Here is a 24,053-nt window from a genome sequence, read left to right as displayed (position 1 = left end):
GGAAACGCCTGTGTCAGCACCCCGACCGCGACCCGATCCGACAGTCGCCCACCTGATGACTTCAGTTGACCTGCTCTTGGCACACCACAACAACGACCAGATTGCCCCTAAGTTACCGGTATTGAGGCTAGCCCAGGAGGCCGGTGTTGCAACGACCGTCCGGGCAATACGCTTTCCGGGCATTCGCCGGTGCCTGCCACCGGGCGGGCGTCACTCAGTCCGTGCGCGCCGTCGGGAGTTCGGCGTGGTCAGCCGAGGCACAACCCGAGCAGGCAGACCTCCGTCGGCGAGGTCGACGCTCGTGAGGGGCTGGTGGTCTGGGACGCGCCCGGCTGCGTGCCGTCGCCTGTCGCGGGCGCCGGCTGCTGCTTCGCCGTCGTACCGGAGCGGTCGGGGGTCGGGTTGCTGGCGGCCGGGGCGGTGCTGTGCGACTGCGGGGTCGCCGTCGCGGCCGGGCGGGCAGAAGCTACGGTGTCCGGCCGGGCGATCGGTGACGTCGTGCGGGGCGGTGCCGGGAGGGACTGCTGCGGCGGTGCGTTGGTTGTCGGCGGCTGCGGCTGGGAAGGGCCGTGTGACGGCCGGTGGGAGGGTTGAGCGGTCGCTGGTGCGGAGACCGGACGGTTCTGCTCGGGCATCTGCTCCTGCACGGCACCCGCCTTCGGGTCGTCCGGCGCCGTGGCTGCCTGGGCCCGGTCGGTGGAGTGCCGGTCCATCATGGCGATGCTCAGGCCGCCGCCGACGAGTGCGACAGCGCTCGCTACCGCCGCCCGGCGCTTGTTCTTCCTCCAGCGGGCCAGCCGGCGACGGCGTGCCGCACGCCCCTGCCGTGCAGGCGGCAGGGGCTCGGCGTCGGCGGCGACGTGCGGGGCCACGTCCGCGGCAGTGCTGGACTCCTCCTCGCCGTCCGGGAGGCTGTCGTGCCACGTGACGGAGGCCGCGGGGTCCAAGTGGGCCGTTGTGGCCGGTCCGGCGCTCGTCATCGCCAGGACCGAGCCGCTGTGGCCGTCGACGGCGGGCGGGGCGATGTCCGGGGCGTAGGCGCCGCACCCGGGGCACAACAGTGCGCCGTTGAGGTGCCGACGGCATGAGGAGCAGTAATCCATCTGCGGTTTTCCGGTCTTCCTGGTTCGACGTGCCGTCGGCCCACCTGGGCCACGGATTTGATCATTTGGATGAGGACGGGACACGCGGACGTACTCGCGCCGAGGCCCACCCCTACGGCGGCGACCCGCGCCACTCCGGGTGACCAGCCGCAGCGGTTCGGGTGCTGTCGTCCCAGCGACGAGCTTGCTGACCCGCATTCCGTCCGGCCAGCAATTCCGCTGCCTGGTGCTGCGTGTGTTCCGCGGCGAGTTGAGCTTCGGCGACGACGTCACCCCGCTCGCGTATCAGGTCCTCATAGATCGGCAAGCGATTGCTTCCGGTGGAGCTGTGTGTCATGGTCGGCCTGCTTTCATGGCGATCAATAAGAGGCCGGTCCACTGTCAGGCTCGGTTGAGCCGGGCAGCGATCCCGTGACCGATCAGCAAATAGATGACGGCCGGTAGGCCGTAATTGAGGACAACGCGTAGTCCCTCTGTGTCCATCGTGAAAATGTCCTGTGCCCACCAGGACAGCCAGCCCGCTGTGTCCCGCACGAATTCGACGAACACATTCGCACGGTTCGCGTCGAGCAGGAACAACAGGATCCACAGGCCCAGCAGGCCCGCCGCAATGTCGGCGATCGTGCAGATGGTGATGGCCGTACGCCGTGTGGTGGCCTGACGGTGCAGAGAGCGGTCCGGGTCCGGCGGCTCGTTGTATGCCTGGTATCCGGGAACCGGGTCGATGTTTCTCACGGGGATATCCGATCTGACGTAGTTCCGTGTCTGTGTGCTCGCGCCAGGGCACCCGGATTCAGTCGGTCGGTGCCCTGCTTCTCCCTACTTCTGCGTTCCGCACGCACTGCAGCGTTACACCGACATCTGTGATGTCCAAAATATGGTCGCCTGTACAGGCACTTACCTGCATGTGTGCATGCCGGGGCAATTTTCCGGACTGAATGGAGGAGTGTGATTCGGGGGCCGCCACGGTCCCCGGCCGCCGATGTTTGCCTAATTCGTGACCGGATTATGAAGGAGGCCGGGGTATTCCTTCACAGAGTTGTCGGTCTCGCAACCATTCCCGCCTGGCCGTGACACTCCTGACCTGCGGCGCGCTGTTGGAAGTGACCCCGGGAGGGGTCATGGCGCCCATCCTCCGAGGGGAGGCTTTGCAGGCGCCGACGTGCTGGGGCAGGTTCGGTTCCCCCCGTGCCGGGCCTGCCCCTGCTCTCCCAGCTCGGAGAGCCGTGTGGCGTTGGGCGCCCCAGGGGTGTGACGGCCCGGGACTCCGGTGCGCTGAAGGAGTGGGTTCAGGGACCCAGGGGCCTCGTGGCACCTGCTCGCACCCTATTCCGAGCGGGTGGTCGCGCAATGAGGGGCAGGCAGGTGAATCCCCCGTCGTCTGCCTGCCCCATGCGCACCCCGGCGCCCGGTCCGAGAGAGAGTGCGTCGGCCCGGGCAACCGGGACCCGAACTCCCTCAAACCGAACCATCGGGCCTGGGGGAACTACGAGCAACGCGATGATCGGGGTGGGTGTGCAGGGTCTGCTGGCGGACCGCTATGAGTTGCAGGAGCTGCTGGGACGCGGCGCGATGGGCGAGGTGTGGCGGGCCCGCGACCACCTCCTCGGGCAGCCCGTGGCCGTCAAACTGCTGCACGCCGAGGAAGGGACGGACACCGAGCGATTCCGCCTCGAAGCGCAGATCGCGGCCCGGCTCAACCACCCCAACGCCGTGGGCATGTACGACTTCGGCTCGCACCATGACCAGCCCCATCTGGTCATGGAACTCGTCGACGGCTGGAACCTGGCCCAGGAACGCTCCCTGCGCGGCGCCCTGACCCCGGCCGAGGCGGCAGCCATCACGGCTCAAGCGGCCGCCGGCCTCTCCGCGGCACACCAACAGGGAGTGGTCCACCGGGACGTCAAACCCGCCAACGTCATGCTGACCACCGACCGCACGGCGAAGATCGCCGACTTCGGCATAGCACGCTTCGCTCAGGAGGCCGCCAGCAGCCTGACCGCCACGGGCAAGATCATCGGCACCGCCGACTACCTGGCTGCGGAACGCGCGTTGGGCCGTCCCGCGCAGCCGGCGTCCGACGTCTACTCCCTCGGCTGCGTCCTGTACGAACTGCTCACCGGGCGGCACCTGCGGGTGCCGCGCAAACACGGCGAGCGGATCACCGTCGGCAGGGGTCAGGAGGAGTAGGAGGAGCAGGAGCTCAAGCTGGGGGCTTGGATCGGGAACCGGCGGAGCATGGTCGCGACACTGTCGCCGGGGCGGGTGGAGCAGCTCTCCGCGATCGGAATGCGCTGGGCGCATACGGACGACAGCGGGGCCGGGCAGAGTGATCCTGTCCAGCCCCGCATGCCGAGACCGAAGGCTGGCGGCCCTCCTCCAAGGCCGCGGAGGAGTAGCGGGGTTCAGTAAGGCAGCGCCCCGTAGAGCAGCGCACCGACGGCGGCAAAGACGTAGTCGGCCCAGTTCGGCCATCTGCTGATGCGCCCGGCGACGGTGTAGCGGAGCGCCGAAGCGGCCATTGCCGGCCACAGGGCGGAGAACGCCGCCGCGCTGAAGGAGAACCGGTCTGCGGCGAGTGCGGCTGCGGCGTAGGCGAGCGCTGCCACGGCGACGGCTGCCGGGAAGGGGGTGGCGAACGGATTCCAGGCTGGCGATGTTTTCTGGCGCGCCCGGACAGAATTCACGATCGCGGTGATCACGGACACAGCGGCGATCAGTGTCCAGATCAGCGCGGGAACGACCAGCAGGGGGGTGGGTGAAGTCATGCGAAGGAGTCCTTCTGAATGCCTCGCTCCGGCCGGTGTTCCGGCCGGAGCGAGGGTGATGTCAGGTAGAGCGGGCTGGGCTCGGGTGTCGCCGACATACAGTGCCGACGACACCTGTGTCTACAGCTTCGTCTTTATGCACTTGTCGTAGACGCTGTCGATGCCCATGATCGTGGCGCTGGCGGAGAGGAGCATCGTCGCCAGGCGCTCCATTTTCAGATATCGGCTGCTCGCGCTCATCACGCGGGTGATCGCAGCCCTGATACCGCCCCATCTCCGGATGACCTGCCAGATCCTGCGGATCTTGGTGACGGCGAAGTACGCGCTTCCGAGGAGCCAGAGGATGGCGCCCACGCAGACTGTGATCCGCCAGGCTCTGCCCCAGGACCACCACTTGCCGTTCAGGTCGTACATGGTGATCGGGTCGGCTGGGTATCCGTAGTGGTTTGGGGATCCCTCGGCAACTGGATCGAGCTGAAGGAATCGCCCGGTGCTGGGGTCGTACAGACGCACACCCATCAGGGTGAGACCGGCCACGGTGTCACCAGGGGGCTGATATGCACCGAGCCATCCGTAGCGGGTGGTGGCGGTGGCGTCTTCGAGGTTGCCGTATTCGTCGTAGGACTGGGCGGTCTTGTCACTCGTGGGGGTGGATGGTCTGCGGTTTCAGCTCCGGCTCGCATCTGATGCGGTTTCCTCGCATCAGATGCGAGTGACGGAGAGTGGTGGCCGGTGCGGTTCAGAGGGACGGTGCCTGGAGCGGCGACCCTGCACCTGGCAGACGGGGTCGCACTGCTGCGGCCGGAAGAGCAGGTGTTCAGCGCGATGTTGGGCGGATTCGCCAACCAGCAGCTCGCTCGGAACCTGGCCCGCTCAACGGTCGAGGGCCGGGAGAACACGGTGAAGGCGTTCGCCGCGTACGTGAATGCCTTCCCCTGGCAGTGGACGCCGGCGATGGTCGACGAATGGCTTGGTGACCTGCGCTCATTGCGTGACCTGAAGCGCTCGACGATCCGCTCGTACTCCGAGGCCGTCCGCGCCTTCTGCCACTTCGCCACCGATCCCCTCTACGAGTGGGCCACCACCTGCGAAGAGCGGTTCGGTTCCCACCCGATCCAGGTCGTGCACGAGTGGAACACCGCCGTTCACGTCCAGGACAACGAGGCCGACGCGAAGAAGCGGGCCTTCACCAAGACGGAGTTGCACGCCTTCTTCACTCACTGCGACGACGAGGTCGCCCGCATCCGGGCCTTCGGCCGCAAGGGCTGGCTGCCAGCCTTCCGTGACGCGCCCCTGTTCAAGACCGCGTACGCCTTCGGCACGCGGCGGAACGAGACGCGGATGCTGGACGCCGCCGACTTCGGCCGCAACCCGCACGGAGCCGAGTACGGCGAGTTCGGCCTATGCCGGGTCCGCTTCGGCAAGGCCAAGAAGGGCTCCCCTCCCAAGCGCCGTTCCGTGCTGACCGTGTGGGACTGGACTCCCGACATCCTGGACGAGTGGTTCACCGAGGTCCGGCCGTGGTTCGGCGCTGAGGGCAACCCCGCGGCATGGCCCTCGGAGCGCGGACTGCGCATCGGCTGCCAGCGGCTCAACTCCCGCTTCATCGCCTACCGTCAGGCCCTGGGCCTAGACGAAGGGCTGGACTTCCACTCCTTCCGCAGGTCCTACGTCACGCATCTGATCGAGGACGGCTGGGACCCGCGGTTCGTCCAGGAACAGGTCGGCCACGACCACGCGAGCACAACCTCGATCTACACCTGCGTCAGCTCGGACTTCCGCACCCGCACCCTGCGGCGTCACCTCGACAGCACCGTCGCCGCCGCTCTGGAGAGCCAGAACCGGAGGCAGTCATGAAACGCAAGGTCGGCTACACATGGAAGCTGCGTGAGGTGATGGCGGCGCACGGCGTCTTCACCACCACCGAACTGGTGCCGATGCTGCGCGACCGGGGCATCGAGCTGTCCGCCTCGCAGATCCACCGCCTGGTCTCCGGCACCCCAGAGCGGCTCTCCCTCCAAGTACTGGCCGCGTTCTGCGACATCTTCGCCTGCACGCCGGCCGACTTGGTCGCGGCAACCGCCGAGAACGCCGGCGTCCGCAAGACCGCGACGGGTGACGTGTCGGCCCCGCCGTCGGCGGTCGCGAAACTGCGGCCCCGGCCGGCCCGGATTCTGCCTGACGCGTGAGCCCGACCTACACCCCGGAGGAGTGCGAGCGCTGGCACAAGAGGACCTGCGCCCGCTGCCGGCGGCGCGGCTGGTTCGCCGCCCGCTGGCCCAATGGCCACGTCTGTCGCACCTGCCACGACAAGGCCCTTCTGGTCCGCGGCACCTGTCCCGGTTGCGGCGACGAGCGCGCGCTTCCCGGCCTGCGGCCCGGCGACGGCACACGGATCTGCTCCGACTGTGCGGGTTTCATGATGTCCTACCGCTGCTCTCGCTGCGGAACGGAGGGCAAGCTCCACCGCGCACGGCTCTGCACTCGATGTACCATCGCCGACCGGCTCGACGAGCTGCTGGATGACGGAACCGGCCGTATTCGTCCCGAACTCCTCCCGCTGGCCGACTCGCTCCTGGCCATGGACCGCCCGCTGTCCGGCCTTGCCTGGCTCGACAGGAGCAAAGGGAACCCAGGCTCCACCGCTGACCTCCTCCGGCGGCTCGGCCAAGGCGACATCGAGCTGACCCACGAAGCCTTCCATCATCTCCAGCCTTGGCGAGCCGCCGCCCACCTGCGGGAACTCCTCATGAACTGCGGCATCCTGCCTGCCATCGACAAACAGATCTGCTCGTTCGAACGATGGCTCATCGAGCATCTCGCAGACATTCCCGACCCTGACCACGCGCAGATCATCCGTCGGTTCGCTACCTGGGAAGTGTTGCCCCGGCTACGGGCCCGCGCCGAGAGGAAGCCGATCACACCCGCTGCCCGCAGACATGTCGCGGATCAGGTCAAGCAGGCCACCGCTTTCCTCACTTGGCTCGCTGACCGGGACCACACCCTCGCCACCTGCGGTCAGACCGGCGTCGACGCCTGGCACGTCGAGCACAACGAATACGCCCGCAACAGCATCCGGAGCTTCCTGCTGTGGTGTTCGGCCAGCAAGCTCACCCGGCCTTTCCGGCTTCCTCCGGTGCAGATCAGCCGGGCCGCACCGATGCCGCAGACCGAGCGCCTGGAGCTGATCGGTCGCCTTCTCACTGACCCGAGCCTGCCTCTGCGAGTCCGGGTCGCGGGGAGCATCGTCCTGCTTTACGCCCAGCCGCTCAGCCGCGTCATCCGCCTCACGCTCGACGACATCATCCGCGCCGACCAGCAGATCCTTCTCCGGCTCGGCGAACCACCGTCCCCTGTTCCTGACTCGCTCGCGGAACTCCTGTTCCGCTGGATCGATAGCCGGGACAACATGAACACCGCGACCAACCACGCCTGCCGGTGGCTGTTCCCCGGCCGCCGAGCCGGGCAACCGATCCACCCCGATGTCCTTGCGGCGCTCCTCAACGACATCGGCATCCCCACCACCGCCGGACGCACCGCCGCGATCCGGCAGCACGTGCTGGAGATGCCCGCCCCGATCGTCGCGGAGCTCTGAGCTACCACCGGGTCACCACGGCCAAGCTGGCCTCCGAGGCTGGAGGCACCTGGAGCCCATACGCCTCTGGAGACCACTGGCGGTCACCACCAGGCTGGACGCCTCGGGAAACTGGTGACAGTTGAATACGAGAGCCCACCAGTACCGAGGCCGGGATCGGGGCGAGTGGGCTCGATGAGTGGCTGCTGAGGAGACTCACGATGGAACGGCGGACGTCCCGCAGAAGATGAGGTCAGGAGAGTCTTCGTGTCGTAGTGGGCGTGATCGTCTTGGGCTTTGCCGTTTGGGTCGGCCCCGGACTTGACCTAGATGTCGTGCCGCGTTCGCCGCTGTGGTGGCCTTGCTGCTGCTCGCGGCCCTCACCATACGGGCGTACAGAAGACACGCCGAGGCCAAGGTGTACGAGCGGCCACGCAGCAGGCTCGAATTCCTCCCGCGCGGCAGCCTCCCGCCGGTCGAGCTTCTCCAGCCACGACACCATCGCCGCCTCCAAGACCACGTCTCAGAACACGACGATCCGCCGTCCGCGCACGCAAGGCAACGGCGCACGGCATCACCAGCTCACTGAGGAAGAGCCGCACCCAAGTAGCCGTTGCCCAGGGTGCACAGACTCCCGCAGGCGTTCCTCGGCGGGGTCGTAGCCCTCGTACTCCCACAGCAGTCCCGGCACTCGGGCGGTTCCCCTTCCGGTGTCCCTCGTCGCGGTCGTCACCGTTCGGCCAGCAGGCCGTTGAGGACGCGGTCCGGGGTGAGGGGGAGTTCGCGGAACCGGATGCCGGTGGCGTGGTGGACGGCGTTGCCGAGGGCGGCGGCGGTCCCGACGATGCCGATCTCGCCGATGCCCTTGCTGCCCATGGGGTTGAGGTGCGGGTCGTCCTCCTCGATCCAGTCGGCCTCGATGCCGGGGACGTCGGCGTGGGCGGGCACGTGGTAGGAGGCGAGGTCGGCCTCGGTGAAGTCGCCGAACGGGGCGTCCATGGTGCTGCCCTCGGTCAGGGCCATGCCCAGGCCCATGATCATGCCGCCGACGAACTGGGAGCGCGCGGTGCGGGCGTTGAGGATCCGCCCGGCGGCGAAGACGCCGAGCATCCTGCGGGCCCGTACCTCGCCGGTGACGGTGTCGACGGCGACCTCGGCGAAGTGGGCGCCGAAGGCGTGCCGGGCGTACGGGGAGTCGGCGTCCGCCCGGCCGACGGTGTCGGAACGGACCAGGAGACCCTCGGCGGGCAGCGGACCCGGGTGCTCGGCGAGCCGGGCCGCCAGGGCGGCGCACGCCTCGTGCACGGCCCAGCCCCATGAGGCGGTGCCGGAGGAGTCGCCGGCCAGCGACGCCGGGGGCAGGTCGCTGCGGCCCACCTCGGTGCGCACCCGGTCCAGGGACGCGCCGAGGGCGTCGGCGGCGACCTGGGCGAGGACGGTGCGCGCGCCGGTGCCGATGTCGGCCGCGTTCACCCTGATGAGGAAGGTGCCGTCGGGCAGGGCCTGGGCGGTGGCGGTCGACGGCCGGATCAGGACCGGGTAGGTCGCCGCGGCCACTCCGGTGCCGATGAGCAGTGGGCCCTCGGTCCGGGAGCGCGGGCGCGGGTCGCGCCGGTCCCAGCCGAAGCGGCGGGCGCCCTCGCGCAGGCACTCGGCGAGGTGCCGGCTGCTGAACGGCTTGCCGCTGCCGGGTTCCCTCTCCGGCTCGTTGCGGAGCCGCAGCTCGACGGGGTCCACGCCGAGGGCCCCGGCGAGTTCGTCGACCGCCGACTCCAGGGCGTACATGCCGGGGGCCTCGCCAGGGGCGCGCATCCAGGACGGGCTGGGGACGTCCAGCGGCACCACCCGGTGGGAGCTGAGCAGGTGCTGGGCGGTGTACATGACGCGGGACGGCACGGCGGCCTGCTCCACGTACTCCCTGACGTGCGAGGTGTGCGTGGTGACCTCGTGCAGCACCGCGGTGAGGTGTCCGTCGGCGGTGGCGCCGAGGCGCAGCCGGTGCAGGGTGGGGGCCCGGTGGCCGACGACGGTGGGCATGTACCGGCGGGGGTAGGCCACCGTGACCGGCCGGCCAGTGTGCCGTGCGGCCATGGCGGCGAGGACGACGTCGGGGCGCGGGGTGCCCTTGGAGCCGAAGCCGCCGCCGACGTGCTCGGCCACCACGGTGACGTGCTCCTCGGGCAGGTCGAAGAGACCGGCGAGCACGGACTGGACGGTCGTGCTGCCCTGGCTGGAGGTGTACACGGTCAGCCGGTCGCCGTCCCAGTGCGCGGTGCTCGCGTGCGGTTCCATGGGGTGGTTGTGCAGGGGCGGCACCCGGTACTCGGTGTCCAGGCGGACGTCGGCGGCGGCGAAGGCGCCGTACGGGTCGCCGTGTTCGAGGCGGCCCGGCTGAGCGCCCCCTTCGGGCTCGTAGGCGTCCGGGTGGTCGGGGCGGAGTACGACGTCGTGGTGCTCGGTGGCGTAGCCGACGCGGACAGCCCGGGCGGCGGCGCGGGCCGCCTCCAGGGTCTCGGCGACAGCCAGGGCGACGCACCAGCCCCGGTGCGGCACGTGGCGGTTCTGCAGGACGGCGAGGGTGGCGTCGTCCGTCTCGCCGAGGCGCGGGGCGTCGCCGGGGGTCAGCACGGCGAGGACGCCGGGCAGCGCGAGCGCGGCCGAGGTGTCCACGCCGGTGACCCGGCCCCGGGCCACGGCCGCCGGCACGGGCCAGGCGTGGACGCGGCCGGGCACCGAGTACTCGGCGGCGTAACGGGCGTTACCGGTGACCTTCTCCCGCCCTTCCCGCCGCCCGGCGGGCGCCCCGAGGGCGGTGCCGGTGCGCGGGGTGGGGTGGGGGTTCTGCTCCAGGGCGCCGGTACGGGGCTGCCGGCCCTCGCCGGACTCACCCGAGGCGGCGGAGGCGGCGCGGGTGACGAGGTGGTCGTGCGGCAGAGCGGCGCCGGCCCGCGGATCGTCCCGGGGCAGCCCGGTGGCGGCCATCGGATCGTCGTGCGGCAGATCGGTCCCGGGCAGCGGGCCGCCGTCCTCCAGTGGGTCGTTCGCCATCGGTTCTCCTGGGGTCGGCCGGGTCCGGAAGAGGTCAGGCCGTCGCGGGTGCGGGGGCGAGGCGGTTCAGGACGTCCAGGGCGAGGTTGCGGGCGAGGGGCACCTTGTAGGCGTTGTCGCGCAACGGCTCGGCGCGGTCCAGTTCCAGGGCCACGGCGCCCTCGAAGGCCTCGGGGGTCGCCGCCGCGCCCAGCAGCGCCGTCTCCGCGTGGTGGGCTCGCCAGGGCCGGTGGGCGAGGCCGCCGAAGGCGAGCCCCACCTGGCCCACGACGCCGTCCGCGACCCGCAGGACGACGGCCACGGAGGCCAGGGCGAAGGCGTACGAGGCACGGTCGCGGGCCTTGCGGTAGGCGGAGGGCACACCAGCCCGGGCGGCCGGCAGCAGGACGCCGGTGATCAGCTCACCGGGGCGGATCTCGGTGTCCCGCTCCGGACGGACCCCGGGCAGCCGGTGGAAGTCGGCCACCGGGATGCTGCGCCCGCCCTCGGCGCCGTACAGCTCGACCCGGGCGTCGAGGGCCGCCAGGGCGACGGCCATGTCGGAGGGGTGGGTGGCGATGCAGTGCGGGGAGTGGCCCAGCACGGCGTGATCGCGGTGCACGCCGTCGCGGGCACCACAGCCGCTGCCCGGCTGCCGCTTGTTGCAGGGTTTGTCGAGGTCCTGGAAGTAGGGGCAGCGGGTGCGCTGGAGCAGGTTGCCGCCGGTCGTGGCGGCGTTGCGGAGCTGTCCGGAGGCGCCCGCGAGGAGCGCCTGGGACAGCACCGGGTAGCGGTCGCGGACCAGCGGGTGGGCGGCGAGATCGCTGTTGCGGACGGTGGCGCCTACGCGCAGCGCGCCGTCCGGCAGTTCCTCGACCGAGTCCAGCGGCAGCCGGCCGACGTCGATGAGGACGCCAGGGGTCTCCACGCCGAGTTTCACGAGGTCGACGAGGTTGGTGCCGCCGGCGAGGTAGTGGGCGCCAGGGTGGGCCGCGTAGGCCTCGACGGCCTCCTCGACGCCGGTGGGCCTGAGGTATCCGAAGCCTTTCACCCGATCACGTCCTCCACCGCCTCGACGATGCGCGGATAGGCGCCGCACCGGCACAGGTTGCCGCTGAGCCGCTCGCGGATCTCGGTCCCGTCCAGCGGCACGGGCCGGCCGGAGGGCTCCGCCGGGTCGGTGACGTGGGACGGGTGACCGGCAGCGGCCTCGGCGATCATGCCCACGGCGGAGCAGATCTGCCCGGGTGTGCAGTAGCCGCACTGGAAGGCGTCGCGTTCCAGGAAGGCCCGCTGGAGGGGGTGCGGTTCCTCGCCGTCGCCGCCGAGGCCCTCGATGGTGGTGACCTCGCTGCCGTCGAGGGTGACGGCGAGCAGCAGACAGCCGTCGACGCGGCGCCCGTCCACCAGGACGGTGCAGGCGCCGCACTGGCCGTGGTCGCAGCCCTTCTTGGACCCGGTGAGGCCCAGGTCCTCGCGGAGCAGGTCCAGCAGGACCCGCCGGTGGTCGACGAGCAGGGTATGGGGTTTGCCGTTGACCCGGAGGGTGATCTTCGAGTGCGGGTCGAGCGGTTTTTCGCTGGTCATGGCAAGGAGGGTCTTCCGGACGGGTCGTGGTGTCCGTGCACACCGCGTATCCAGGCTGCGACGCCTCACACGTCCCGGCCACTCCAGGGCACCCCGCGGCCCCCGTCGCCGGGCCGGTCGGCCGGTCCGGCGATGGGGGCGGGAAGGGCTCGGTCATCGTCCAGCAGCGACGCAGCGGACTCGACCTCGTCCCTCGGCCCGATCTCCGTCTCCAGCGCCCGCCACATCGCCGCCGCGTCCAGGTCGGCGCCGTGCTCGGTGACGAGGTTCAGCTGCTCGCTCCACCCAATGTGACTCCGGTTCGTAGGTTGCGAGCCAGAGTCACACCTGGTCAGAGGGCTGGCGGGACGCACTGAGACGCCATCCGCTTACCGGTCAACGGGGTTGTCAGGTCGAACAAGGGTCTTGATCGGGTGATCGCGGTGCGGTTGGTGCATGAAGGCAGGGCCTCGCGGTAGCTCGGGGTTGTCGAAGCCAACGAGCACCAGGAGGCCCTGTTGCTGCAGTCTTTCGCGCTCGCGCCGGTGGAGTCCAACTCACCGTCCCTGTCGTGTGACTGTCTCGCGCACAGGTTCGGCAACGCGGCGGACGGGCCGGAGCGCGTGCGGTGTTACGGCTCGGACATGACGGACGCTGAATGGCAGGTTGTCCGGGCCGTGCTGCCGGTGCCCGCGTGGCTTGAAGGGCGGGGCGGCCGGCCGGAGGGCTATTGCCACCGCGTGATGCTGGATGCAATCCGCTACGTGGTCGACAACGGAGTGAAGTGGATCAATCTGCCCGCGGATTTCCCGCCGTACCGGCGTGTGCACGCTTTCGCCCGCCGCTGGCAGGTGACGGGTCTGCTCGCCGAGTTCCACGACCGACTGCGCGACCGCGTGCGCGAGAAGGAGGGACGAACGGTGGATCCGACAGCCGCGATCGTGGACTCGCAGTCACTGCGGGCAGCGGCGAACATCCCGCGCTCCACGTCCGGCTGGGACGGAGGGAAGAAGGTGGGCGGCCGCAAGCGGCACCTGGTGGTGGACTGCCTTGGCCTGGTCCTGGCCGTGGCGGTGACCGCGGCGAGCGTGCAGGACCGCGACGCCGCCGTGCCCCTGCTCGAGCGGCTACGACGCCAGTACTTCTCCGTCCGTCTCATCTGGGCGGACGGCGGATACGCCGGGAGCCTGGTCGGCTGGGCCCGCGAGAAACTCCGGCTCACCCTGGAGATCGTCAAACGGTCGCATGCGGTGACGGGATTCGTGGTGCTGCCGCGCAGGTGGGTGGTGGAGAGGACGCTGAGCTGGCTGATGCGCTCGCGTCGCCTGGTGCGCGACTACGAGACGCTGCCTGCCATGCATGAGGCCATGGTGCTGTGGTCGATGACCATGCTCATGAGCGGCCGCTTGGTCGGGCGCCGCCCTGGCGCCTAGCAGCCGGCCGTCGTCCCGAGCGGGGTGAACACCCCTGGCCGTGTCTGGAGTGCCCACCCTCGTTCCACCAGGCGTTTCGCCTTCGACCGCAGCCCCTCGACCTTCGCCGGGACCGCTTGCAGGCCCAGGGCCGCGGCCAACTGCTGACACCGCATTCCCTCCCGGCCCGCAGCCGACTCCAGCACGGACATGATCCGCTGGTAGTCCGCAGGCAGGACCGACGCCGTCATCCCCTCGGCCCGTCTGGGCACCACCGCCCGCCACCGCACTCACCACCGGCTCCACGACCGCACACGGCGGCTCGGCCAGCACCTCGGCCACCGTCACACGGGCATCCGCAAGACGCTGAAGTACGCGTTCCGCCTCGCCGAGGGCGGCCTGCACCCGCTCGGCCTCCTCCCGCAACCGCGCGACCTCTTCCCGGACCTTCTTCTCCCGGACCTCCAGCAGACCGAGTACTGACGCCACCAGCCACCTCCACAAGCGAGACGAACGGACGAACCACGCCCATCTCTCCCGCCGCCAGCCGGAGTTCATGCCTACCCAGCCCGAACCAAACGATCACGTTCGGAAAGCGGATGGCGTCTGACGCCGCGTGGACAGGGCTGAGCACTCCAGCCCTCGTGGCGAACGGATCGGACGTGAGCCGAGCGGATCACCCCGTTCCGCCCCTCTTGCGGGCCTGGTCCCGACGTTTGATCTATTCAAACCGCTGGAAAAGGGCCACGCGGCCCCGATGCCGGGCGGGATCGGGGCCACGTCAATGACCGTCCTGCGGTCGAGCTGCAGGCGTCGGCGCATCGCCCGTACAACGCACCCCACCCAGGTCACGCACCCCTGGCAGGCAGACTCAGTCACGGCTACACCACATCCGGGTGGTGCGTCCAGGAAGTGCCGCTGAGATTGATCACGGGTTTGGGCAGCTGCTTCGCTCGGCGCCTCCTCCGAGGGGCGGGCACTCCAGACCGCTGGACCTACTTCGCGGCTGGGTCAGCCACTCATTTCTGCGGTTCGGCAGTCAGGACAGGCGCGCCAGGATTGCCCGGTACGTGCGTTGGAGTTCTTCGTCATCGGCGATGCCCCTGAAATTGGTGCCTGCGAAGCGGCCGCTGCGGCGAAGCCGACCTGGGCGGACTTCGGCAAGACCACCTCGACCGATGGCTGGACGCGGGCAACACCCGCACCTACGCGATCCGCTACTTCCTGTCCTGGACCACCAGCCGCGGCCTCACCGGCAAGCTCACGGTCCCTTCCATTCCGCGCGACGCCGACGCGGACTCCATGGGCGATTGCGAACAGGCCGGTGACCAGACCGATGAGAGCGAGGACGGCAGCAGTGAGCCTCAGAGAGTCGGGAACAGCCGAGGCCAGGGCAGTGCGCCGGGCGGGGCGGCGGGTCAGCCACCGCAAGGACAGACGCTGCAGGCGGGTCGCACCCAGGGCGAGACCGACGTGACGCGGCCGGTCAGGCAGGGTGGCGTCACCGGGGACGGTCCAGGCGAGCCAGCCCCACCAGGGGTGTTCGTGCACGAGGACCGGCTCGCACCCGGTCGTGCATGCGGTATCGCGGACGTGGCGAGTGTGCAGGACGCGTGGGCGTTCAGCCTCCCATTGGCCCGGATCGTGGGTGAATGGGCGCCGGTGCTGCGCAGGCGCGGAGCGTGGCGGCGTGCGGCGTGTATCCGTCACTGGTTGCTTCTTTCCGGTTCGTCGGTGCGGGCGGAGGCGCAGGTCGTGCAGCGGCCGTCACCGTCGGGGTGGGCGCGCCTGGGGGTGGGTCCGGGGCAGGTGCGGCACGGCGGCCAGCCCAGGCAGGCCGGGCAGAGGTCTTCGCTCAGGACGCGTCCGGGCAGGCCGCAGCCGGCGCATTCGATGAGAGCCCGGTGGGTCAGGGCCTGGCTCACGGTGCGGGTGGCGGGCGCGGTGGATGACTGCTCGGCCACCGGCCGCACACATGGCTCATCCCCAAGAGCCTTGCGGGATGGTTGGCTTTCCAGCATGGCGGGCGGCGGGTAAGCCTGGGCGGCCCGCAGCCGGGCGGCGATGATCGCCCCGACCGAGGTGCGCACCACGGGAGGCAGGGGCCGATCGGTGATGACGTGGCGTAACTGCTCGGAGCTCCAGCCGGCGTCGATCATCACGGTGGCCACACGGCCCTGATCGATCAGTGCCTTCCCCGTCAGCAGCAGTTCCGGACGGCTTGCCCCGATCTCAAGCAGCAGCCGGATCCCGGGATGCAGGTCGTCCGCCGGCGACACGGGCGGCGTGATGTCGCACTGGTCCGTCACTGAGGGTGTCGCCGTGACGTCGTCGCGGGCACACGGAGGGAGGGGGCTGGTGTTCTGCTGGATGGTCTTCTTACTGATGGTGTTCTTAGTGAGGGGATGAGCCAACCTTGGCCCAGCCAATCCTGGATAACCCGACTCTGGCGCTGGCCTGGTGTAATGCCGGCTGGGCAGGTCGGTGATGACGTACAGGGCGGGGCCGAGCGTGCCGTCGGCGTTGCGGTCGCGCTGCCGCAGCAGGAAGCCGTGCTTCTCCAGCTCCCCCAGGCCGGTTGTCACTGCGTCCGCACGTTCGCGGCCGTGGCGGGCCAGGGTGGCAACAGTGACCGTCCACCCGTCCCGGTGCGTGCTGATGTACCCGAAGATCCCCTTCGCCTTGTAGGAGATCCGGCTGTCACGGAACAGGCCGTTGGCGATCTGCGTGAACTGATCGGCTGCCATCGCCTCGCGCCGGATCCCCGCATCGGCCCCGCCGTCGCCGGCCTCCGGTAAGGCGGGTGACGTGGCCGCCTCCAGGGTGGGGACGTCGTGGGCGGCTGGTCGGTCGGTGATCGAGTAGACGATCTCGCCGAGTGTGCCGTTGAGGCGGCGCATCCGCTCACGGACCAGATAGCCGTACCTCTCAAGTTCGTTCAGCCCCGCGCGCACCGCGTCCCGTCCATCGGGGCCCAGGCCTACCAGCGCGGCAACGGTCACCTGCCAGCCGTCCCGGTGCGTGCTGATGTAGCCGAAGATTCCCTTCGCCCGGTAGGAGATCCGGCTGTCGCGGAACAGTGCGTTGGCGATCTGGGTGAACTGATCGGCTGCCATCGCCCCGCGCCGGATGCCCGGCCCGAACCGGCTCATCGCGATCCTCCGCGCGCCATGAGCGCGCCCGCTCACGCCCTGGTACTCATCGCGGATGCAGGCAGGGCAGTACGGGCGGGTGGGGGAAGACGCGTGGGATCCATACCCGTAGCTCACTCGGCACCCCCGACCACGATGACGACCACGAGCCCCGACCACCGGTCACGATCCGACAACGAGCACACTCGCCTGCCGTGGTCGGGTCCATGGTCGGGCCGACCACAAGCTGACCACAGTGCTCGTCAGTGCCTGCAGCGGCGCGCTCGGGTCGAACTGCCCGGCCTTGGCCGTTTGGCCGGCCGGGGGTGGGGGATGTGCGCTGTCGGTGCGGAGATGCTGGGCCGTCCGTCGGGCGATCGCGTGTCGATCGTCCGAAATGAGCCGCGCTCATGAGCACAGTGACGTTCGAAGTGGGGTTCTGCCTGCTTTCTTGAAGGGGCGTCATGCGGGTGCGTGTGCTCAGATCTGTGGTCGCCGCTGCTGTGGTGGTGGCGAGTGTGGTTGCCGGATCCGCGCCGGCTCAGTCACGGCCTTCGCCGGTCGACGGCCACCGAACAGGCATGGCCGGTGCGGGCGCTGGCCGGACCCCGACGGCCCGGCGGGTCTGCCCGGACACGCACGATCCTGACCGGGCGTTCTGCCTGGCGATGATCCGGACCGATGTGCCCGGGACCCTGGTCCTCGGACCGGGCCAGCAGCCGGAGGGACTGTCGCCGCGCGACATCCAGAGCGCCTACGAACTGCCCCGGCACGGCGGGAGCGGGCGAAAGGTCGCCATCGTCGTCGCAAACGACTACCCCACCGCCGAGCAGGACCTGGCCGTCTACCGCCGGCAGTTCCACCTCCCGCCGTGCACCACCGCCAATGGATGCTTCCAGAAGGTCTACTCCACCGGCGTCAAGCCCGGCACCGTCGACCCCATCTGGGCTCTTGAGGCCGCGATCGACGTCCAAGCCGTCAGCGCCGCCTGCCCGGACTGCAAAATCACCCTCGTCGAGGCTCCCACCGCCTTCATCGTCAGTTCTCTCATGCCGGCTGTCGACATTGCCAGCTTCCTGCCAGGCGTGACGGCCGTGAACGGCAGCTGGGCCATCGCAGAGCAGCCGGCCGAGGGCACACTCGACAACCACTTCCGCCCCGGCATCGCCTACACCTTCGCCTCAGGCGATCTTGGAGGCGTACCGGTGTACCCGTCCGTCTCCCCGAATGTCACCTCGGTGGGCGGTACCAAACTGACCCGCGCGCACAACCGGCGCGGATGGAGCGAAAGCGGCTGGTCCGGCTCCGGAGGCGGCTGCTCGCTGTACGAGCCCAAACCGTCCTTCCAGCATGACCTGTTGTGCCTGACCAACCGCGCCACCCCCGATGTCTCCGCCGTTGCGGACCCTGACACCGGCTTTGCCGTGTACTGCTCGACCCCCGGAAACCCCACCGTCGGCTGGCAGGTCGCCGGCGGCACCAGCCTGTCCTCGCCGCTGGTCGCCGGCATGTACACCCTGGCCGGCCAGCCCGGCCCGACCCAGCGTCCCAACACCTACCCCTACGCCCGGCCCTGGCACTTCCACGACATCGTCACCGGTACCGCCGGCGCTTTCTCCGCGCTGCCGGGATACGACCTGGTCACCGGCATCGGCACACCCAACGGCATCCGCGGCCTGAAAGCGCCCGCATGGGGAAACACTGGCGCGGACCGTGTCGCGGCGGCCGCAGGCCAGAGGTGAGCCCGCCGGCGCAGGGGACGTGAACCTTGCACGGCCGGTTGATCGATCCGGTGGTTCAGGCTGCTCGGCCGAGCCGAGGCGACGGCATGGGCAAGCGGCCCCGGCTCTTTGCGTCCCGGTGAGAGGGGGATCATCAGGGGTGACGGCGGCCAGGTGATCTGGGCCCACTGTGCTGCGGCAGGCGCTCGTGGTTGCGCACCATGCTCGGGACTGTGGTCGGCCCGACCATAACCCTGACCATGGGCTCGGTGTCCCCATCACGACCGTCGTCAGGCCGCAGCTCTCCTTCGTCCGAAGCCGTGGTCAGGCCTGTGGTCGGCCCGGCCATGACGCCGACCACGCGCTTTACCCTTCGATCGGGACCGTGGTCGGGCCGACCAGCGCTCCTCACGGCCTTGAGCAGGGATGCGCAATCCGGGCTGCGCAACTGATCCGGTACTCATTGCGCATACCGCTGCGCAACGACTCCGAGGTCCTGCGCAATTCGGCACGCGCCGCTGACGGCGCACACCGCCGATAGCGGTCGGCCTCGGTGATGCGCACTCGCCACAGCGTGCGCAACCGGGCAACAGCAGCAGACTTCCGGGAGCATCCCCGCCCGAACTCTGGGCGGCTCCGGCCTCTGTGCTGTCTCCGGATCGTCCCGGCAACTCGCCGCCCCAGCCGTCGGCTCCGTCGCGCCCGACCCGTTCGAGACCCATGGTCAGGCTGTGGTCAGGCCGACCATGAGCCCGACCACGCGTTTTGTGTCCCCATCGTGACCGTGGTCGGGGTCTCATGGTCGATGGTCTGGTCGGGGCCTGCGGGTTTCCTCAAGGTCAGCAAGTACACGTTCTGACCTGGGAGTTGGATCATGTCTCCTGGCAAGCAGGCCCCGGAGAGCCAGGCTGCCGCCCCGATGGCCTCGGGTATCGGGCTGAAACGGATACGACGGCGCGTACGCCTGTCCAGGCTGGCCCTGTTCACCGTGATCGCAGCCGGGCCCGTCGCCCTGGGAATTGCGGTGATGTCCGGCCCCACCACCGTTGCAGCCGCCCCCGCGGCCAAGCCCACCACGGTGCGCAATGCGTCAGCGGCAGCCGACCCGGCGGGCTATGCGCAGTTGTTCCTCAGCGCGTGGCTGCGCAGCGGCGCGGATGACGCCGCGAGTGCGCAGGCGCGGCTTGCGCACTCGCTTGCACCCAACGTCGATCTGCCCGACCCGGCCGCCGATGCGCAACCGAAGCTGGCATCGGTCACCGCGGTGCGCAGTGCGCGCCGCGCGGACGGCGTGTGGTCGGTGACCGTGGCTGCGCAGTACGCCGACGGATCGGTGTGCTACTACGTCGTGCCGGTGGCCGCCGACGGTGCGGGCGAATCGTTCGCGGTGCCCGGCGCGCCCGGCGTGGTGGCCGGCCCGGTGCGGGCCGAGGCGGCGAAGTCGCCCTACTCGGTGACCGTGCCATCCGGTGGTGATCTGTCGTCCGCGGTCGGGGAGTTTCTCGCCGCGTACCTGACCGGTGCCGGTGAGGTCGACCGCTATCTCGCGCCCGGCGTGAAGCTGTCGGCCGTCTCCCCCGCCCCCTACACCACGGTCACCGTCCAGCAGGTACTCGCCGCCCAGGAGGCCGCGGCCGCCGCGGCCGTCCCGGCCGACGGCACCGAAGTCCGTGTCCAGGTGGCTGTCGAGGCCCGCGACGAGGCCGGGCGGTGGCCGCTGGCGTACGAGCTCACGCTCAAGGCCCGCTCGGGCCGGTGGGAAGTGAAGGCACTGGAGTCCGGGACCGCGCAGAACGGGGGCGGGCGGTGAACACGGTGGACGCTCTGGTGCTCGCCGGGCAGCTGAACGACCTCGGCGACTCGTGGATCACCATGTTCAAGGAGTGGGCGACCAAGGGCCTGCAGGCCGGCCTGGTCTGCCTGGTGGTCGTGATCATGATCCAGAAGTTCAGCCTCAAAGCGGGGATCGGCGCACTGCTGCTGATGGTGATCGCGCTGGGCCTGTACAACTCGCGCAACGACCTGGCGGACATGTTCTCCGACGAGGTGAAGAACCCTTCCAAGGGCGCTCCCGCCGTGCCCGGCATCGTGCGCAGCAGCGCTCCCATCGCCGCCGAGGACAGCGCGGGAGGCCGGCTGTGAGCGCACAGGCCGCACAGCGAGTAGGGCGCTTCTACACTGCCGCCCGCCGCCACCCGTGGGTGCTGGGGAAGGTCGCGGACTGGAAGATCCCGCTCGGCCCCTACACGCCCGCGCAGATCGCGGTCGCGGTCATCGGCGGCTTCCTCCTCGTCAAGACGATCCCGATCTGGTCATGGATGGGCCCTGTCCCGATCGCCGCCTGGGTCCTGGCGGTCTGGGCGGTACGCCGCCCGAAAATCAAGGGACGTGCCCCCCTGCAGGCTGCGCTGGGGTGGCTGCTGCTCACGTGGCAACCTCAAGGCGGCCGGATCCGCGGGCGCGCTGCCCGGGACCGCGGCGCCCGCGTGCTCGTCGGCGGCTTCACCATCGAGGACGACACTTCCCCGCCTTCGGTACCTGTGCCGGCACGGCCCGCACCCGGCCGCAGACCACGCCGCAGTCCAGCATCCCGTACCTCCCGGCAGCAGGGTCCGGCATCCGAGGCACGCCCGGAGCCCGCAGGACCGGTGTCGGGAGTGCAGCAACTGCTCGCACTCGCCCAGCAGAGCGGGGGTGCACAGTGAGGGTGCCGATCCGTCACATTGCCGGGCACCTGGTGTGGTCGACACAGGGAAGTGTGTGGGCCGTCTACCGGCTGCACCCCGCCCCGGACGAGCGCGGCCACCGGGAGGAGAGCGTGCAGGGCACCTACGTGCCGAGCGCGGTCCGCGACGAGCAGCTCGCCAAGATCACGCATCTGGTCCGCTCGCTGACCGGGGCGCCACGTCTGTTCGGGCTGTGCGCGCAGGTCGACCCGGGCGAGATCGCCCTGCGCATGATCGAGGGCATCGAACCCGGCGACCAGGCCGATGCAGGCGGCCCGCACCCGTGGGTGGAGAACGTCGAAGCGACGCTGGACCTGCTGGACGGGCAGGAGATACACCACCGCACGCTGTGGCTGGCCGTGCCGCTGCGCAACGACGCTGTCACTGGGCAGGTGGCCGCCTCTCTGGGGGCAATGTGGGCGGACGTCGCGCCGATGCTGGGCATGCGGGCCGCGCCCGTATCACGCCGCGAGGTAACCGCCTACCGCGAGCAGGCCTCCCGCGTGCAGGCCGCGCTCGCCGGCGGCGTCGCCTTCCGTCCCGCCCGGCCGGCGGAAATCGTGTGGATGATCCAGCACGCCCTCCACCGCGGCCTCGCGGAGCCCCTGCTCACCGAGGCCGAGACCAGCGACCTGTACGCCGGGCAGCTCCGCGGCGCAATGCTGCACTCCCCCAGCTATGCCGACCTCGGACAGGTCCGCCTGCACGAGGGCGGCGTCGACCCCGCCCTCGATGACGCCGATGACCCGATCGGCACCGGCCAGATCGCGCGATCGGGCCGCAAGGCCTGGTGGCGTCAGAAGACCTCCTCTCCGCTGCGGCGCCGCTGGCTGCAGGTGGAGTCTGACGCCGGGGTGGGCTATCAGGCGCAGTTGGCGCTGGCCGAGTGCCCGCCTGCCGTCAGCCAGGACGCCGCCGACCTGTTCGCCCAGCTGGAGACCCTCGACTTCCCCGTCGACTACACCGTCGATCTCACGCTGGTTCCCGCGGAGAAGGCCCGGGACCAGGTGCGGCGCAAGAAGAACGAGCTGATCGACCAGGCCGACCAGTACGACGCCCGTCCCACCGGCATGCCCGCCTCCCTGACCGACGCTGCCCACGACCTGGGCGAGCTGGATGCCCGCCTGTCCCGCACCTCGGTCGAGGTCGAAGTGCAGTCGGTGACCGTGCCGACCGTGTGGGGGCCGACCGCCGCCGTCTGCGACGCCCGCGCCCGGGCCCTGGCCGCGCTGCTCAGCGGCGCCGACTACCGGGCGGTGCGCCCGGCCGGCCTGCAGGAGGCCCTGTTCACGCTCGGCCTGCCCGGCACCGTCCGCCCGGGTGTGGTGCGCGAATTCACGCAGCACCAGGTCTCCGAAGACTGGGCCCTGTCGGGTGCCTTCACCGTGGGCGAGCTCGGCGACCCCAACGGCATGTTCCTCGGTATCGACCTGGACTGCGGCACCGCCCGCCCCGTCATGATCAACGTCGCCGACGCACCGAAGCAGGACGCATCCGCCTCCATGGGCATCGTCGGGGACCTGGGCGCGGGAAAGAGCGTCCTGGAGAAACTGATCGCGGAAGCGGTGTGGGCGCGCGGCGGGGTCGCCATCTGCATCGACCGCACCCCGGTGCGTGAGTGGGCGACCTTCGCCCGCACCGCAGCCGCCGGGCGCTGCCAGATCATCGACGCCGCCCAGGCCGAGGTCTCCATCGACCCCCTGCGCATGTTCGACGGGCCCGAGGGCCGCCACTACGCCCTGTCCTACCTCACCCTGCAGCTCGGCATCGGGCCGATGAGCACCAACGGCGAGGTCCTGCACCACGCCGTCGAACAGGCCGCCGCCAGCGACGCCCCCTCCATGCACCGCGTGCTGGAAGTCCTCGAGGAGATGGCCGCAGGCAAGGTGGGCAAACGGCAGGACGCCGCCGCAACCCTTGCCGGCCTCATCCGCGTCGTGGCCACCAACTCCCTGGCGGCGATGGTGTTCGACCCGGCGCTGCCGCCAGTGCGGCTCGACGCTTCCACCGCCTCCGACATGATCGTGATCACCACGACCGGGCTGAAGCTGCCGCCGAAGACAGCGTTCGACAAACCCGAGGTCCTCCACCAGCAGCCGCTGGAAGCGCTGATCGGCCGGGCGGTGCTGTACCTGATCGCGGCGATCGCCCGGCAGACCGCATTCGAGGATCCCGCTCGGTTCACCGCGGTGGTGCTGGACGAGCTGTACTGGCTGACCAGTTCGGCCGAGGGCACCGCACTGGTCCACGAGATCCTCCACGACGGCCGAAAGCACGGCGCCGGCCTCATCGCCGGATCCCACGACGCCGAAGAACTCGGCCCCGACCGCGGCTTGATGGCCTACCGGGCACTGGCCCGCACCGCCGACCGCGAACGCGCCCGCCGCGGACTTGACTTCCTCGGCCTGGATGCCAGCGATCCCGAACTCCTGAGGCTGGTGACCACCGGTCTGTCCCCGGTCGGCCACAAGGGCCGGGAGGGCGAGTTCCTGATCACCTGCCCCCGGCAGAACACCGGCCGCGTCAAGGTCATCATCCCCCGCATCGCACGCATCGCCACATCCATCACCACGACCCCGGGACGCCGCACGGGCACCGTCTCACCCCCAGCGCCCAAGGCCCACTCCCGTGAACACTCCGGTGCCCGTCCGACGGAGCACGTGCGGTGACCACTTCCACCTGGCGCCGTTCCCGCCGCACCGCCGCGGCCGCGGCCGCGAGCGTCCTTGCCCTGACCGCCGTAGCCGTCGGCGTACTCATCCTGGCCCTCTCGGTGCGCGTGCCAGAGACATGGTGGCCGCACACCGGGCAGGCCTTCGCCACCGACCCCCGCCCCGCACGCCAGAACCCCTGCGGCCTGATCACGGGACCGGCCAAGGCGTACTGCGAGCACGACACCCACAACCGCACGCACACACACCCCAATCCCGCCGGGGCGGCATGGCGGATGGTCCCCGCCGGCGCGGGCGCCGCTGCCCTCGTGATGTGGCGGCGTCGCACCTCCTCTGAGCGAAGGCGGCGCTGA

At 70.3% G+C, this 24,053-nt stretch carries 19 protein-coding genes and 1 pseudogene; 11 read left to right on the top strand and 9 right to left on the bottom strand.

Features of this window, described 5'->3' with window-relative positions; genetic code table 11:
- Positions 1-248: 248 nt before the first annotated feature.
- Positions 249-1,103 (bottom strand): SCO2400 family protein, encoded by an 855-nt coding sequence (locus tag Q8A52_RS43675; protein WP_316762971.1) that lies wholly within the window; start codon positions 1,101-1,103, stop codon positions 249-251.
- Between the two features lie 381 nt (positions 1,104-1,484).
- Positions 1,485-1,838 (bottom strand): hypothetical protein, encoded by a 354-nt coding sequence (locus Q8A52_RS43670; protein WP_316762968.1) that lies wholly within the window; start codon positions 1,836-1,838, stop codon positions 1,485-1,487.
- 765 nt (positions 1,839-2,603) lie between these two features.
- On the opposite strand from Q8A52_RS43670, the gene Q8A52_RS43665 reads away from it, so the two are divergent.
- On the top strand, positions 2,604-3,293 hold the full coding sequence (locus tag Q8A52_RS43665) for a serine/threonine-protein kinase (protein WP_408649356.1): 690 nt from the start codon (positions 2,604-2,606) through the stop codon (positions 3,291-3,293).
- 215 nt (positions 3,294-3,508) lie between these two features.
- Here Q8A52_RS43665 and Q8A52_RS43655 read toward each other — a convergent pair whose 3' ends face one another.
- Positions 3,509-3,871 carry a hypothetical protein gene (locus Q8A52_RS43655; protein WP_316762965.1) on the bottom strand — a complete coding sequence of 121 codons (363 nt, stop codon included), beginning with the start codon at positions 3,869-3,871 and terminating at the stop codon, positions 3,509-3,511.
- A 120-nt stretch (positions 3,872-3,991) separates the two neighbouring features.
- A pseudogene (locus tag Q8A52_RS43650) lies at positions 3,992-4,480 on the bottom strand (RHS repeat-associated core domain-containing protein); the annotation flags it as partial.
- Between the two features lie 123 nt (positions 4,481-4,603).
- On the opposite strand from Q8A52_RS43650, the gene Q8A52_RS43645 reads away from it, so the two are divergent.
- The 3 genes from Q8A52_RS43645 to Q8A52_RS43635 all read left to right on the top strand — a co-directional run bounded on the left by Q8A52_RS43645 (position 4,604) and on the right by Q8A52_RS43635 (position 7,466).
- Positions 4,604-5,728 carry a tyrosine-type recombinase/integrase gene (locus Q8A52_RS43645; protein WP_316762963.1) on the top strand — a complete coding sequence of 375 codons (1,125 nt, stop codon included), beginning with the start codon at positions 4,604-4,606 and terminating at the stop codon, positions 5,726-5,728.
- Entirely contained in the window at positions 5,725-6,060 is a 336-nt protein-coding gene (locus Q8A52_RS43640; protein WP_316762961.1) for a helix-turn-helix domain-containing protein, read from the top strand. Before Q8A52_RS43645 ends, Q8A52_RS43640 begins: the two co-directional genes overlap by 4 nt.
- Positions 6,061-6,290: 230 nt before the next feature.
- A complete protein-coding gene (locus Q8A52_RS43635) occupies positions 6,291-7,466 on the top strand; it encodes a hypothetical protein (RefSeq protein WP_316762958.1) in 1,176 nt (391 codons plus the stop codon).
- A 708-nt stretch (positions 7,467-8,174) separates the two neighbouring features.
- Here the strand turns inward: Q8A52_RS43635 and Q8A52_RS43630 are convergent.
- Genes Q8A52_RS43630 through Q8A52_RS43620 form a run of 3 tightly spaced genes read right to left on the bottom strand, consistent with a single transcriptional unit; the run spans position 8,175 to position 12,059 of the window.
- Complete coding sequence (locus tag Q8A52_RS43630) at positions 8,175-10,493, bottom strand: xanthine dehydrogenase family protein molybdopterin-binding subunit (RefSeq protein WP_316762956.1); 2,319 nt, start codon at positions 10,491-10,493, stop codon at positions 8,175-8,177.
- 34 nt (positions 10,494-10,527) lie between these two features.
- Positions 10,528-11,523 (bottom strand): FAD binding domain-containing protein, encoded by a 996-nt coding sequence (locus Q8A52_RS43625; RefSeq protein WP_316762953.1) that lies wholly within the window; start codon positions 11,521-11,523, stop codon positions 10,528-10,530.
- On the bottom strand, positions 11,520-12,059 hold the full coding sequence (locus Q8A52_RS43620) for a (2Fe-2S)-binding protein (RefSeq protein WP_316762949.1): 540 nt from the start codon (positions 12,057-12,059) through the stop codon (positions 11,520-11,522). Before Q8A52_RS43620 ends, Q8A52_RS43625 begins: the two co-directional genes overlap by 4 nt.
- Positions 12,060-12,682: 623 nt before the next feature.
- Here Q8A52_RS43620 and Q8A52_RS43615 point away from each other — a divergent pair.
- Positions 12,683-13,471: an IS5 family transposase gene (locus Q8A52_RS43615; RefSeq protein ID WP_316762946.1), complete on the top strand. Its 789-nt coding sequence runs from the start codon at positions 12,683-12,685 to the stop codon at positions 13,469-13,471.
- On the opposite strand, the gene Q8A52_RS43610 is transcribed toward Q8A52_RS43615, so the two are convergent.
- Positions 13,468-13,725 carry a hypothetical protein gene (locus Q8A52_RS43610; RefSeq protein ID WP_316762944.1) on the bottom strand — a complete coding sequence of 86 codons (258 nt, stop codon included), beginning with the start codon at positions 13,723-13,725 and terminating at the stop codon, positions 13,468-13,470. The genes Q8A52_RS43615 and Q8A52_RS43610 overlap by 4 nt on opposite strands.
- A gap of 1,431 nt (positions 13,726-15,156) precedes the next feature.
- Positions 15,157-16,638 (bottom strand): hypothetical protein, encoded by a 1,482-nt coding sequence (locus tag Q8A52_RS43605; RefSeq protein WP_316762941.1) that lies wholly within the window; start codon positions 16,636-16,638, stop codon positions 15,157-15,159.
- A 524-nt stretch (positions 16,639-17,162) separates the two neighbouring features.
- Here Q8A52_RS43605 and Q8A52_RS43600 point away from each other — a divergent pair.
- The 6 genes from Q8A52_RS43600 (at position 17,163) to Q8A52_RS43575 (ending at position 24,053) form a co-directional block, all read left to right on the top strand.
- The gene (locus Q8A52_RS43600; RefSeq protein WP_316762938.1) at positions 17,163-18,323 is read left to right on the top strand and encodes a S53 family peptidase; all 1,161 of its coding nucleotides are present in this window, start codon (positions 17,163-17,165) and stop codon (positions 18,321-18,323) included.
- A gap of 853 nt (positions 18,324-19,176) precedes the next feature.
- Positions 19,177-20,112, top strand: coding sequence for a conjugal transfer protein (locus tag Q8A52_RS43595; RefSeq protein ID WP_316762936.1), 936 nt, complete (start codon positions 19,177-19,179; stop codon positions 20,110-20,112).
- On the top strand, positions 20,109-20,444 hold the full coding sequence (locus Q8A52_RS43590) for a hypothetical protein (protein WP_316762933.1): 336 nt from the start codon (positions 20,109-20,111) through the stop codon (positions 20,442-20,444). Before Q8A52_RS43595 ends, Q8A52_RS43590 begins: the two co-directional genes overlap by 4 nt.
- Positions 20,441-21,007, top strand: a complete 567-nt coding sequence (locus tag Q8A52_RS43585) for a hypothetical protein (protein ID WP_316762930.1) — start codon at positions 20,441-20,443, stop codon at positions 21,005-21,007. Before Q8A52_RS43590 ends, Q8A52_RS43585 begins: the two co-directional genes overlap by 4 nt.
- Complete coding sequence (locus tag Q8A52_RS43580; RefSeq protein WP_316762927.1) at positions 21,004-23,697, top strand: ATP-binding protein; 2,694 nt, start codon at positions 21,004-21,006, stop codon at positions 23,695-23,697. The genes Q8A52_RS43585 and Q8A52_RS43580 overlap by 4 nt, the downstream gene beginning before the upstream one ends.
- A complete protein-coding gene (locus Q8A52_RS43575; RefSeq protein ID WP_316762923.1) occupies positions 23,694-24,053 on the top strand; it encodes a hypothetical protein in 360 nt (119 codons plus the stop codon). Before Q8A52_RS43580 ends, Q8A52_RS43575 begins: the two co-directional genes overlap by 4 nt.

Source organism: Streptomyces herbicida (genome assembly GCF_032656585.1).
Lineage (GTDB): Bacteria > Actinomycetota > Actinomycetes > Streptomycetales > Streptomycetaceae > Streptomyces > Streptomyces herbicida.
The sequence above is the reverse complement of the archived record's forward strand: the minus strand, read 5'-3'. Positions and strand labels throughout refer to the sequence as shown.